Below are 12,140 nucleotides of genomic sequence, written 5' to 3'. Positions count from 1 at the left end.
CATGCAGCCAGCGACCGCCGTCACGCCGGCCCAGTCAGGAGGAACAAGATCGGACACTGGCGAAGACGGAAAGCGAAGCGCCGGAGCGTTGCGACGAATCTCAGGGTATAGGGAGATTTTCTGAACTTCATCGTAGGGGTGCTGCGCTGGCAAGACCGTGCGCTAGCGTACATAGCTGGCGCTTTGGCGGCGTGTCGGCCAAGAAATTAGCGGACTGAACAGCATAAAAATGCCACAAGGAAATAAATCAATTGCCCCACACCAATGATGATGCAGGGCAAGATTTCAAAGATGAAACTTTACCTCGGCTCAGGCCGCAATGGCCAGCGGGTGGCGCGTCGCTTCCGCCATCGCCATGCCGCCGCTGAGCTGCCACGCCGCACCATGGCCCAGGCGGCGCAGGCAGGCGGCGGCGCGCGCGCTGCGGTTGCCGCTGCGGCAGAAAAACACCAGCGGACGCTGTGGCTCCTGCAACCAGGCGCCGACCTGTCCCGCCAGGCGGCTCAGGGGTACGCTGTGCACCTCGCACCCTTCAAATACCGTGCCGGCGCAGGCCGCATGTTCATACGCCTCGCGCACGTCGACGAGAATGGCGTCAGGATGCTGGCGCAGCAAGGCCGGCAAGCCGGCCGCATCAATTTGCAGCGCGCTGGCGGAGGGCACGCCATCGCACACGGCGCGCACGGTGCTGCAGACGCTGTTATCGTCGCTTGATGCGCACAGCACGGTCTCCGGCGTCACCAGGCCGGCCTCCAGCAGAGGGGCGATGGCGTGCGACGCCAGGGCGCCGACAAAAGCGAAACGCTGCCCCAGCAAGTACACATGCGTTTCGTGGTTTTCGCCACACTCGATGCGGCGCAGACGCTGCTGGCCCAGCGGCAGTTCGCCGTCGATATCGACGCGGCCCACTTGCTCGATATCAAGTTCCTGCAGCAGCGCCAGGCGCGCGGCGCCATGGTCGCCAGGGGCCGTCGTGTGTACGATGGCGCGCAAGGCCAGATGCTGGCAGCGGATGAAGGCGGCCAGCCGCGGCACAAGCGCGGCGGCGGGGTCGATGACAACGCAACTGGCGCTGGCCGCATCGCTGAGCAGCCAGGTGTTCTGGCCGTCGACGCTCAGCTGGATCACGCCGTCATGCGGCGAGGGCGCCAGCGCCGACGGCAGCAAACAGCTGCTGCGCAGCGCTTCGCCGCAGCGCTCGATGCGCGCGCAGGCGGCAGCGACGGTCGCCGCGTCGATCAGGGGGCCGAACGACAGGCGGATGGCCGAACTGGCGCGCCATTGCGGCACGTGCATCGCTTCCAGTACATAGCTGGGCAGGGCCTTGGCGGCGGAGCAGGCGCTGCCCGAGCTGACGCGCACGCGCGCCGCGTCGAACAAATCCAGCAATTCCTTCGAAGATAGCCCCGGCACGGAAAAATTGAGCGTGGTCGGCAGCGACAAATCAAACGGCATATTGAACACGATGCCGGGGAAAGCGCACTCCAGGCTGGCCACCAGCTGCTCGCGGAACGCGGCCAGGTCGGCGTGACTGCGGAAGGTCTTGCCGTCTTCCAGCGCGGCCAGGACGGCGCCCAGCGCGGCGATACCGGCCATGTTTTCCGTCCCCGAACGCAGGCCCGCCTCCTGGCCGCCACCCATCATCAACGGCGTAAATGGCGCGCCGGCGCGCACGTACAGCATGCCGATGCCCTTGGGCGCATACAGTTTATGACCGGAAAACGGCGCGTAATCGATGCGCGTGGCGGCCAGGTTCAATTTCAGCTTGCCCAGCGCCTGTACGCAATCGACCATCCAGTAGGCGTCCGCACCACGCTCCTGCAGCAGCTGGGCGATGGCCGACAGGTCGCTGATGACGCCCGTTTCATTGTTGGCCGCCATCGTGCACAGCATGGCCGTGTCGCCGATCAGCGCATCGAGCGCCTGCAAGTCGTGGCGCCCCTGCGCATCGACGGGCAGCTTGCGCACGTCCAGGTTCAGGCCCAGCAAGCGGTTCCAGTGCGCCAGGCTTTCCGGAACGGCCTTGTGCTCGGTCGCACCGTACAGCAGCAGGCTGCCGATGCGTTTGCCCGCATCGCGCCGTTCGCGCAACGCGTACAGGGCCGACAGCACAGCCGTCTGGATGCCCTCGGTGGCGCCGCTATTGAACATCAGGCGCCCGTCGCCCACGCCCAGCAGGCGGCTGGCGCGCTGGCGCACGCCATCCATCATGGCCTTGGCCTGCAAGCCTGTCGCGTGGGTGCTGCTGGGGTTGCCGTAACCGTGCTCCATGGCTTGCCGGGCGGCGGCAACGGCGGCGGGCAGCACGCAGGTGGTGGCGTTACTGTCGAGGTAGATTTCTTTCATGATGGCAGTCTGTCAGGGCAAGGGTAGAAGGGGCGTCGCGGCTGCGGCTCGGGCATGCCCATTAGTCTAGCGGCACGCCACCGTGAAGATATGCCAAAAGACACTGCAAACACGGTAATATGCAGCATGAATATGCTACAAAATTGGAGATAACAAAATGAATTCACCTGGCACCCCGCTCGACAAATTCGACTGCGCCATCCTGGCCGCCCTGCAGCAGGACGGCACCTTGTCGATCGCCGCCCTCAGCGAAAAGATCGGCCTGTCCAGCACGCCGTGCTGGAAGAGGGTCAGGCGGCTGGAAGAAGAGGGCTATATCGAAAGCCGCGTGGCCATCGTCAACCGGCAAAAAGTGGGCTTGCCCGTGACGGTGTTCGTCAGCGTGCGCACGGGCCAGCACGATGAAAAATGGCTGCGCCGCTTTGCCGCCGCCGTGATCGTCCTGCCCGAGGTACAGGAATTTCACCGCATGAGCGGCGACATCGACTACCTGCTGAAAGTCGTCACCACCGACATCAAGGGCTACGATACCTTCTATAAAAAGCTCATCAAGGCCGTGCAACTGACGGGCGTGTCGTCCGCCTTTTCCATGGAACAAATTAAGTGCAGTACGGAATTGCCGCTGGAATTGATCGCTCACGGCTTGCCTGCTTGAACGTTTTTTCACCCTGTGCGAGGGCGCATGAAAAATACGCATATTAGCACCATGAAATCGTTGCCATATGGCAACACCCATGCATAAAATACGGCATTCTCCCCCAATAGCCTCCCTATCCGTCGCTATACTGCCCACTTGCCTGTGCATGTCCGGCAACCTCTGCCAGTCGCACGGGCCCACGCCCAGGGTCTTCCATGCATCTGCTCCGCCGCCTCTCCATCCAGAAAAAATTGATGTTCAGCATGGGCTTGTGCCTGCTGCTGTTCATGGCGATCTCGTCCTTCCTCAGTGTGCGCATGAGCAGCGCCTATGTGCGCGAACGCGTCGTCGGCCAGGAACTGCCGGCCCAGGTGGGCGAGATCCGCAACGATGTGTTGCGCCAGATCAATCAGCCGCTGTCGGTGGTGCAAACCATGGCCAACGACATCTTTCTGCAGGACTGGGAAGACGCGGGCCTGGCCGATGGCGGCTTGCCCACCTTCCAGCGCTACGCCAGGCTGCTCAAGGAAAAGAACAAGGCTGCCGTCGTCAGCTGGAGTTCGCAAGCGGCGTCCCGCTACATGACCGACGCAGGACTGATCCGCACGCTGGACAAGCAACAAGCAGCCGATCACTGGTTCTTCAACATGCTCGACGAAAACAAACTGCATACGGTGAATCTGGACCGCGATCCGGCCTCGGGCAGCTTCATGCTGTTCCTGAACGCGCGGGGCCAGACGGCCGGCGGCAAGGCCGTCATCGCCGGAATGGGCCTGAGCGTCGACGCCATGGCCGAAACCATCCGCAGCTACAAGGTCGGCCAGACGGGCTATGTCTACCTGGTGCGTGCCAACGGCAGCCTGCTGATCCACCGTGACCCGGCCCTGGCCGACGGCAAGCATCAACTGAAGGACTTGCCTGGTTTTGACGAAGCATTGAGCAAGACTCTACTGACCGGCAACAAATACACGTATGCCAGCTATGCGGCGCCCAGTGGCAAGCAACTCGTGGCGGCCTCTTTCGTACCGGAATTGAACCTGTACGTGGTGGCCGAAGTGCCGGAAGCGGAGGTGCTGGGCAATGTCATGCGCTCGGCGCTGATCGCCGCATTGATCGCCGGCCTGGTGGGCGGCGGCATCGCCCTGCTCATCATCTATGTCATCAGCCGCGCCATTGCCGCCCCGGTGGCGCGGGCGGCCGACATGCTGGGCGACATCGCCAGCGGCAATGGCGACTTGAGCCGCCGCATGGCCGTCGAATCGGACGATGAAGTGGGAGCGCTGGCCTCGGCCTTCAATCGATTCATCGCGTCGCTGAACGTGACGATACGCGAAGTTCGCGACAGTACCGAGGCCATTGCCGGCGCATCGAGCCAGATCGCGTCGGGCAACCTGGACCTGTCGGCGCGCACGGAAGCCCAGGCGTCCAGCCTGGAAGAGACGGCGGCGGCCATGGAAGAACTGACATCGACCGTAAAACAGAACGCGGACAACGCGCGCCAGGCGAACCAGTTGGTGGTGTCGGCATCGGGCCACGCCGTCAAGGGCGGCGACGTGGTCGGCCAGGTGGTACAGACGATGAGCGAGATTACAGAAAGTTCACGCAAGATCGCGGACATTATCGGGGTAATCGACGGTATTGCGTTTCAAACCAACATCCTGGCCTTGAATGCGGCAGTCGAGGCGGCGCGTGCCGGCGAGCAGGGCCGCGGCTTTGCCGTGGTGGCGACCGAGGTGCGCAACCTGGCGCAACGGTCGAGCCAGGCAGCCAGGGAAATCAAGGATTTGATCGTCGACTCGGGCAGCAGGGTGGAGGCGGGCAGCAAGCTGGTCGATTCAGCCGGTGCCACCATGCAGGACATCGTCGTTTCCGTGCAGAGAGTTGCCGACCTGATGGGAGAAATCGCCTCGGCCAGCCAGGAACAAAGCCAGGGCATCGCACAAGTCAATGCGACGGTCACGCAGATGGATGATGCAACCCAGCAAAATGCGGCGCTGGTGGAAGAAGCGGCGGCCGCAGCCCAATCCTTGCAGGATCAGGCCGGCAAACTGGCGCAGGTGGTCAGCGTGTTCACACTCGACGAATCGGGCCAGGCGGCCGCACCGCGCCCGGCGCCTGCGGCCGCAGGCAAACCGTCACGGCCCGTGTCCAGGCTCGCTGCCAAACCTGCGGTGCCGGCCAGGCCCGCCCCGACCGCCAGCCGCAAGGCAGCGGGCGGCGATGAGTGGGAAGCGTTTTAAGGCCATTAAATGGCAGGCGACTTGACGCTGGCCGCCTGCTTGAAGAAGTCATAAATGCCGCTCTCGCTCATGCGGCGTGCATTCGCCAGTTCGCCGCCCTTGGTGGCGTACAGCACCTGGTTGTTGTCGCTGGACACGAGCACGGCGGCGGGGATGCCTTTCTTGAGCGGATTGCCATAGGTTTGCGCCACGTCAAGGTTATGGTCGAAGTTGCCCACGTCGACCTTGACGACCTTGAACTCCGTTTGCATCAGCTGCGCGTTCTTGCCTTCCTTCAAGGCTTTGTCGAGCGCGCGGCAATCCTCGCACCAGTTGGCGCCAAAGATCAGCAATACGGGCACGCGCGCCGCCTTGGCTTCGGCCAGCGCGCGGGCCACGTCGGCCTTGGCATCGGCCGCCGCGTTGTACGGCAGATGCGGCGTGGCGGCCCTGGCGGCAGGCGGTGTCGGGGCGGCGGCAACGGCGGCGGCGGCGAACAACAGGCTGGCGAGCAGGATGGGTGGGCGCATGCGGGGCTCCTGAAAGAAAATCGTGAGGTCAGCTGGACAGGCGCCAGCGGGCGTGACTGTCTAGAATATGCCTGCTTCCAGGAAATATCTACAATTTAATTGCACTGTGCTTATGCGGAAAACGTATAAGCAAGAAGAGGAGAAACGATTTGAGCATGCAAGCTGGCCTACCCCCTGTGCTGTGGCGCGCCGCGCGCATGCTGCACAGCGCCTATCCCGGCGGCATTCCCGAGACGGCGTATGTCGCCGTACTGGTCTTGCTGTATGAATACTTTTCCGACCGCAATCTGACAGAACTGATGGCGGCCGTCACGGGCAAGGATGCGGCGCAGATCCTCAACGACATCTATGCCTGCGCCGGCAGCAAGCCGGAGCCATCCGCAATCGATGCGGCCAGACAGCGGCTGGAGCGATACGGCTTGCAGGCCGTCTGCGCGGAGGACGCGTAGTGCCCGCCGGCAGCGAATTGGAACGCATGGGATAATGCCAGGCTCACACTGAGCAACGCGGCCCGAACGCGCCCTCCTCCATGACGACTTCTTTCCTGGCACGCTGGCTGCCGCAACCGAACAACGGCAGCCGCCGCGAACAATTGCGCGCCTGCGCGGGCGCCATCTGCGGCTTGCTGCTGACGGGACTCATCTGCCATTTCCTGCTGGCCCCCGACAGCGCCAGCGTGTACCTGATCGCGCCCATGGGCGCCTCCGCCGTGCTGCTGTTCTGCCTGCCGGCCAGCCCGCTGGCACAGCCGTGGTCGGTAGTGGGCGGCAACGTCGTCTCCGGCCTCGTGGGCATGGCCTGCGTCAAGTGGCTGGGACCCAGCGTGGGCGTGGCGGCGCTGGCCGCCTGCCTGGCCATCGGCGCCATGTTCGCCCTGCGCTGTCTGCATCCGCCAGGCGGCGCCGTGGCCTTGACCACCGTCGTCGGCGGCGCCAGCGTGCACGCGGCCGGCTTTGAATTCGTCTTCATCACCGTACTGTTCAATTCCGCCGTGCTGGTCGCCTGCGCCGTGCTGTACAACAATCTGACGGGGCGCCGCTACCCCCACGTCCAGCAACTGGCCGCGCCGCATCCGCACGACACAAAGGATGAGGTGCCCAGCAACCGCCTGGGCTTTTCACCGGACGACCTCGATGCCGTCTTGCGCCAGCATGGCGAAGTGCTCGACATCAGCCGCGACGATTTGCAAGCGATCTTCGTGCAGACGGAAATGCGCGCCTACCAGCGCCGCTTCGGCGTCGTCACCTGCGCCGACATCATGTCGAAAGACGTGATCAGCGTGGAATTCGGCACGCCGCTCGATGTTGCCTGGCGCACCATGCGCGAGCACGATGTGGGCGCCCTGCCCGTTGTGAACCGGGCGCGCCGCATCATCGGCATCATCACGCAGACGGATTTCCTGCGCCACGGCGGGCTCGACGATTACCAGGGCGTGCGCCAGCGCCTGCGCAGCCTGCTGCAGCGCAGCGGCCTCTCCCATGACGACAAGCCGGAAGTGGTGGGCCAGCTGATGACGCCATCGCCGCACACGGCGCGCCTGGGCACGCCCATCATCGACCTGGTGCCGCTGATGGCCGATGCCGGCTATCACCATATCCCCATCCTCGACGATGAAGAACGCCTGGCCGGCATCATCAGCCAGTCCGACCTGATGGCGGCCCTGTACGAAAGCCGCTTTGCCGAGGCCGCCGCGTGACGCCATTCCAGGCCCTGCTGACCGGCCCCGACGGCGACTCCGCCGGGACTGCCGTCAGCGCGCGTTTTTTTGACGGACAGTTGCTCGTCGATGCGCCCCGCACCACCGTTGATATTGCGCAACTGGTCGTCAGCGTAGGCGGTGTCGATGGGCCGGAACTGTTCCTGAACTGGCTTGATGCGCAAGGCAGGCAAGCGTCGCTCAAACCGCTGACAGCGGACGACATCGCCATCGTGTTAAACGAAGCGCCGGCCGCGCTGCAACCGCAACTGCAGCGCCTGTGGCGCGAGCGCCAGCGCAACCGCCGGCAAGTATCGGGCTGGCTGGCCGGTTTGACGGGTGCGGCCGTCGTCGCCACCGCGCTGCTGTGGTGGCAAGGTGGCAACGCCATCAGCGCGCTGGCGGGGCTGATACCGTTGTCGACGGAGAAGCAGCTGGGTGAACTGGCGCTGTCGCAAGTGCGCGCGCAAGGCGGCATCGCCGAAAATGGTGCGACGCAGCAAACCGTGCGGGACATCGGCCAGCGCCTGACGGCCGGTTCGCGCTACCAATACCGCTGGCTGGTCAAGAATGACGACACGGTCAATGCGTTTGCCATGCCCGGCGGCATCATCGTCGTGCACACGGGTTTGCTGCGCCAGGCGGGGGATCCGGGCGAACTGGCCGGCGTGCTCGCGCATGAGGTGCAGCATGTGGAGCAGCGCCATTCGCTGCGGCAGATGATCAGCAGCCTGGGCTGGGGCGCCCTGGTCGGCGTGACCATCGGCGACATCAGCGCCGTGGCCGCCATGCTGGCGCACCAGGCCGGCACCCTGTATTTCAGCCGCGACATGGAGGATGAAGCAGACCGCCTGGGTTTGCTCGCCTTGCAGCGTGCGCGCATCCATCCCGACGGTATGCTGAGCTTTTTCCAGAAACTGGGCAAGACAGATGGAGCAACGCCGCCGGACTGGCTGTCCTCGCACCCGCAAACGACGGCCCGCGCGCAACAGATCCGCAGCCTGATCGCCGCCACGCCCTGCCCTGCCTGCCAACCAATACATAGCAGCGGCTGGCAGCAGATGAAAGCCGCCTTGCCTGCCTCAACAAAATAGCAACATTCCCCTCGTACAATTTATCCAAGCACGCTGGGCAATGGCGTATGCTTACGCCCCGGCTGCTCCTACACGACCGGCCACCCCGATCCGCAACGCCTCCGTTCATTCCCTCCTTACAAAGGACATCGCGCATGAAGCATCGTTTTGCCGCCGGTACCCTCGGCACCCTGGCCCTCTCCCTGTTACTCGCCCATGCATCGATGGCGCAAGCGGCCCAGCCCGCTGCCAAGGCAGCCGTCGCACCAGCCGCGGGCGCGCCGCAAGCCAAACAGCAACTGCAAGTGCTGGCCGACCAATACTACGATGCGCAGGCCCGTTTCGAGCCGATCAATGCCACCGAGAGCGGCGACAACCGTTTTGACGACCAGCTCGGTTCAGCCATCGTACCCGCCGCGCGCGCGAAACAGTTCGCCCTGTACCGCCAGTACCAGAAAACCCTGCGCGCCATCGCGCGCCAGCAACTGTCGCACCAGGACCAGATCAACTACGACATTCTCGACTATGAACTGGCGACGGCGCTGAGCTTCGAGCGCTTCCCCGAATATCTGCTGCCGCTGAACCAGATGGACAGCATGCCCGTCACCCTGGCCAATTATGCGGGCGGTGAGGCATCGCAGCCTTTGACAAGTGTCAAAGAGTATGACGCTTACCTGAGCCGTATCGGCCAATTGCCGGGCTGGATAGACCAGGCTATCGCCAACATGAAGGTCGGCATGCAGAAGGGCATCGTACTGCCGAAGGCACTGACGGAATCGGCGCTGCCGCAATTCAAGAAACTCGTCAGCGCCACGCCGCAGGACAGCGTCTATTACACGCCCATCAAAAAGCTGCCTGCCAGCTTTTCCGATGCGGACAAGGCTCGCCTGACGCAAACATATACCGTTGTCATCGAAGCCAGGCTGATGCCGGCCCTGCAGCGCCTGGCCACGTTCATGGAACGCGACTACCTGCCGGCCAGCCGCAGCAGCAGCGGCTGGAGCGCCCTGCCCGATGGCGCTGCCTGGTACCAGGCGCGCGTGGCCAGCAGCACCACCACGGACCTGAAGCCGGAACAGATCCACGCCATCGGCTTGCGCGAAGTGGCGCGCATCCAGGAGCAGTACGCGATCGTGGGGCCGAAGATGGGCTACAACGGCCCCGCCGCCGGCTTGCCCGTGTGGGTCTCGCAGCAGGAGAAATTCCGCCCGTTCAAGACGGAGCAGGAAGTGCTCGACGTCTACCGCAAGCTGAACGTGCTGCTGGATAGCAAATTGCCGGCCCTGTTCACGCTGGTGCCGAAGGCGCCGCTGGACTTGCGTCTGGAGCCTGAGCTGAGCCGTGACACGGCCGCCGACCACTACACGGCACCAGCCGCCGACGGTTCGCGCCCCGGCGTGTTCTGGTCCGTCGTCACCGATCCGAAACTGTATGGCGACACGGGCATGACTACCTTGTTCCTGCATGAAGGCAAGCCGGGTCACCATTTCCACCTGGCGCTGGTGCAAGAGATGGACTTGCCAAACTTCCGCCGTTTCGGCGGCAACAATGCCTTTGCGGAAGGCTGGGCCCTGTATGCGGAGACCCTGGGCAAGGAAATGGGCCTGTTCGACGATCCGGCCCAGTATTTCGGTCACTTGAACGACGAAATGCTGCGCGCCGTGCGCCTGGTGGTCGACACGGGCTTGCACACCAAAGGCTGGACGCGCGAGCAGACCATCAAGTACATGCGCGACACCCTCGGCTATGACGCCGTGGCGAAAAGCGAAACGGAGCGCTACATGGCCTGGCCAGGCCAGGCGCTGGGCTACAAGATCGGCTCGCTGAAGATCGTCGAACTGCGCCAGCGCGCGCAAAAAGCCTTGGGCGACAAGTTCAGCCTGCCGAAATTCCACGAAGTGGTGCTCGGCGACGGCACCCTGCCCCTGAAACTGCTGGAAGCCAAGGTCGACCGGTGGATCGCCCAGCAGAAGTAAGCGGCGACGCTTGACGATAAAACGGCAGCACCTTGACGGGGCTGCCGTTTTTTTTCGCCTGCCCGATGTGCACTTACACCAGCAGCGCCGCACTCATCGAACGCACTTCCTCGGCCGATTCGGCCAGGATGCTTTGCAAGGTTTCGTTGTCGATAATAAAGTCGATCACGGAATCGGAGGGCGTGAGCATTTCCACGAACGTCGCCTGCAGCGGCGAAGGCACAGGAGAGAGTTGTTTTGCCAGCAACAAGGTGTCGAGCAGGGAGTCGGGCGGAATGGACAGCAGGCCGTCGCGCAAGCCCTCGATCGCTTCGCTGACGGCCAGCGGGATCAGCAGCTTCTTCATGACTTCGCGGGAAATGATTTCTTCGGCAGATTCCATCCAGTGATCGGCATCGTCGTCGAGCAGGCCGGGGAACTCGTCCGCGCGCGACAGCAAGTAAAAACCGCCCACCTCATGCACGATGCCGGCGAACAGGGCCGTATCGGGATCGACGTGGGTGACCCTGCGGGCAAGCACATGCGCCAACGCCGCCACATGCGCCGTGTGTTCCCACAACTGTGTCGCCTTCTGGCGCAGGACGGGGTCGATGATCTTGCTGCCAAACTGGCGCACCACCATGGCCGCCACCAGCGCATACAGGTTGCGGTAACCCATGCGCATGACGGCGGCGCGCACGCTGGTGACGGGCGCCGCTTCGCCGCGGCTATAGACGGCCGAGTTGGCCAGCGCCACCGTGCGCGCTGCCAGCAAGGGCTCGGCCAATACCAGCTTGATGGCGTGATCGATATGGCAGTCCGGTTCCGCCAAGGCCAATTGCAATTGCAACGCGGAATTCACACTGGTGGGAAAAGTTAATTCTCCCCGCACTGCCTGGGAAACGATCAAGCCAAATGCCTGCAATTTATTCATCATACGATCAACCCGCCTCAGATATTATTCCAGCAAACAACTTCACCTTATATCAGAAAATGATTATCAGCCCCGGCCTTTAGAAAACGGATGGCAATCCATTTGCCTGCCATGGCTGATCCGCAAATTCCAGCGCCTGCAAAGCCGATTCATCGCCAATTACAAACAGCTTTGGCTGCTGTAATACCTGCAGCAGGAATGGTTGTCCCTCACGCAAGCGGCGCCGATAATCCGACAGCGTATAGAGATTGGGATTGATTTTACGCCGTAAGGTTCGCTCGGCCGGGGCCAATCGCGTCAACAGATCGCCATAATTGGCGTCCTCGCCCACCAGCAGCAGGTCGATGGCACTGCCTGGCAAGTCCTGTCCCTTCGCCGTGGCGCCAGAAACGAAGGCCAGTTGCAATTGCGCCCGCAGGGGTGCCAGAGTCATGCTGAGTACGCCAACGATACCGAAGGTCTTCTGCACCAGTCCGCTCAACTCCGGATACACGAGGCTTTCCTTGTTCGGCCAGAAGCGGCGCACGTTGCCGATGCGCTCGGACGTGATCAAGCCGGAATCATGCAGACGGCGCAGCTCCCGTTGTGCCGACGCGCTGCCAAGTCCCGTCAGGCGCATGATCTCGTTCAAATGAAAGCCTTCATTCACGCGAACAAACAGCAATCCCAGCAATTTTTGCTGGGCGGGAGTAAACAGGGCTTGGGCAATCATGCGCCAAATCTTAGCATGAATAAACTGACAATTGGCGT

10 protein-coding genes are annotated in these 12,140 nt (G+C 63.2%); 6 read left to right on the top strand and 4 right to left on the bottom strand.

The window, feature by feature from the left end; all coding sequences use genetic code 11:
- Positions 1-309: 309 nt before the first annotated feature.
- Complete coding sequence (locus AC07VI_RS27540; protein ID WP_492992239.1) at positions 310-2,346, bottom strand: aminotransferase class V-fold PLP-dependent enzyme; 2,037 nt, start codon at positions 2,344-2,346, stop codon at positions 310-312.
- A 157-nt stretch (positions 2,347-2,503) separates the two neighbouring features.
- On the opposite strand from AC07VI_RS27540, the gene AC07VI_RS27535 reads away from it, so the two are divergent.
- Together AC07VI_RS27535 and AC07VI_RS27530 are read left to right on the top strand one after the other, a co-directional pair.
- Positions 2,504-3,001 carry an Lrp/AsnC family transcriptional regulator gene (locus AC07VI_RS27535; RefSeq protein ID WP_086146729.1) on the top strand — a complete coding sequence of 166 codons (498 nt, stop codon included), beginning with the start codon at positions 2,504-2,506 and terminating at the stop codon, positions 2,999-3,001.
- A 197-nt stretch (positions 3,002-3,198) separates the two neighbouring features.
- On the top strand, positions 3,199-5,223 hold the full coding sequence (locus tag AC07VI_RS27530; protein ID WP_492992237.1) for a methyl-accepting chemotaxis protein: 2,025 nt from the start codon (positions 3,199-3,201) through the stop codon (positions 5,221-5,223).
- Between the two features lie 5 nt (positions 5,224-5,228).
- On the opposite strand, the gene AC07VI_RS27525 is transcribed toward AC07VI_RS27530, so the two are convergent.
- Positions 5,229-5,732 carry a thioredoxin family protein gene (locus AC07VI_RS27525; RefSeq protein ID WP_492992235.1) on the bottom strand — a complete coding sequence of 168 codons (504 nt, stop codon included), beginning with the start codon at positions 5,730-5,732 and terminating at the stop codon, positions 5,229-5,231.
- 155 nt (positions 5,733-5,887) lie between these two features.
- Here AC07VI_RS27525 and AC07VI_RS27520 point away from each other — a divergent pair, with 155 nt between their 5' ends.
- The 4 genes from AC07VI_RS27520 to AC07VI_RS27505 all read left to right on the top strand — a co-directional run bounded on the left by AC07VI_RS27520 (position 5,888) and on the right by AC07VI_RS27505 (position 10,477).
- A complete protein-coding gene (locus tag AC07VI_RS27520; RefSeq protein WP_086146731.1) occupies positions 5,888-6,181 on the top strand; it encodes a DUF3349 domain-containing protein in 294 nt (97 codons plus the stop codon).
- Positions 6,182-6,261: 80 nt separating this feature from the next.
- On the top strand, positions 6,262-7,428 hold the full coding sequence (locus AC07VI_RS27515; protein WP_099376142.1) for an HPP family protein: 1,167 nt from the start codon (positions 6,262-6,264) through the stop codon (positions 7,426-7,428).
- Positions 7,425-8,522 carry a M48 family metallopeptidase gene (locus tag AC07VI_RS27510; RefSeq protein WP_086146733.1) on the top strand — a complete coding sequence of 366 codons (1,098 nt, stop codon included), beginning with the start codon at positions 7,425-7,427 and terminating at the stop codon, positions 8,520-8,522. Before AC07VI_RS27515 ends, AC07VI_RS27510 begins: the two co-directional genes overlap by 4 nt.
- Before the next feature lie 134 nt (positions 8,523-8,656).
- Positions 8,657-10,477, top strand: a complete 1,821-nt coding sequence (locus AC07VI_RS27505; RefSeq protein WP_086146734.1) for a DUF885 domain-containing protein — start codon at positions 8,657-8,659, stop codon at positions 10,475-10,477.
- A gap of 73 nt (positions 10,478-10,550) precedes the next feature.
- Here AC07VI_RS27505 and AC07VI_RS27500 read toward each other — a convergent pair whose 3' ends face one another.
- The gene (locus AC07VI_RS27500) at positions 10,551-11,390 is read right to left on the bottom strand and encodes an HDOD domain-containing protein (protein WP_086146748.1); all 840 of its coding nucleotides are present in this window, start codon (positions 11,388-11,390) and stop codon (positions 10,551-10,553) included.
- 79 nt (positions 11,391-11,469) lie between these two features.
- The gene (locus AC07VI_RS27495) at positions 11,470-12,102 is read right to left on the bottom strand and encodes a helix-turn-helix domain-containing protein (protein ID WP_086146735.1); all 633 of its coding nucleotides are present in this window, start codon (positions 12,100-12,102) and stop codon (positions 11,470-11,472) included.
- Positions 12,103-12,140 lie beyond the last annotated feature (38 nt).

This window comes from Janthinobacterium sp. GW821-FHT03A03 (assembly GCF_059421435.1).
Note: the sequence above shows the minus strand (reverse complement) of the source record. Positions and strands in the feature narration are given on the sequence as shown.

Coding starts and splice junctions, on each gene's coding strand:
- AC07VI_RS27540 (WP_492992239.1), bottom strand. CDS start 2,346: ATGAAAGAAATCTACCTCGACAGTAACGCCACCACCTGCGTGCTGCCC.
- AC07VI_RS27535 (WP_086146729.1), top strand. CDS start 2,504: ATGAATTCACCTGGCACCCCGCTCGACAAATTCGACTGCGCCATCCTG.
- AC07VI_RS27530 (WP_492992237.1), top strand. CDS start 3,199: ATGCATCTGCTCCGCCGCCTCTCCATCCAGAAAAAATTGATGTTCAGC.
- AC07VI_RS27525 (WP_492992235.1), bottom strand. CDS start 5,732: ATGCGCCCACCCATCCTGCTCGCCAGCCTGTTGTTCGCCGCCGCCGCC.
- AC07VI_RS27520 (WP_086146731.1), top strand. CDS start 5,888: ATGCAAGCTGGCCTACCCCCTGTGCTGTGGCGCGCCGCGCGCATGCTG.
- AC07VI_RS27515 (WP_099376142.1), top strand. CDS start 6,262: ATGACGACTTCTTTCCTGGCACGCTGGCTGCCGCAACCGAACAACGGC.
- AC07VI_RS27505 (WP_086146734.1), top strand. CDS start 8,657: ATGAAGCATCGTTTTGCCGCCGGTACCCTCGGCACCCTGGCCCTCTCC.
- AC07VI_RS27500 (WP_086146748.1), bottom strand. CDS start 11,390: ATGAATAAATTGCAGGCATTTGGCTTGATCGTTTCCCAGGCAGTGCGG.
- AC07VI_RS27495 (WP_086146735.1), bottom strand. CDS start 12,102: ATGATTGCCCAAGCCCTGTTTACTCCCGCCCAGCAAAAATTGCTGGGA.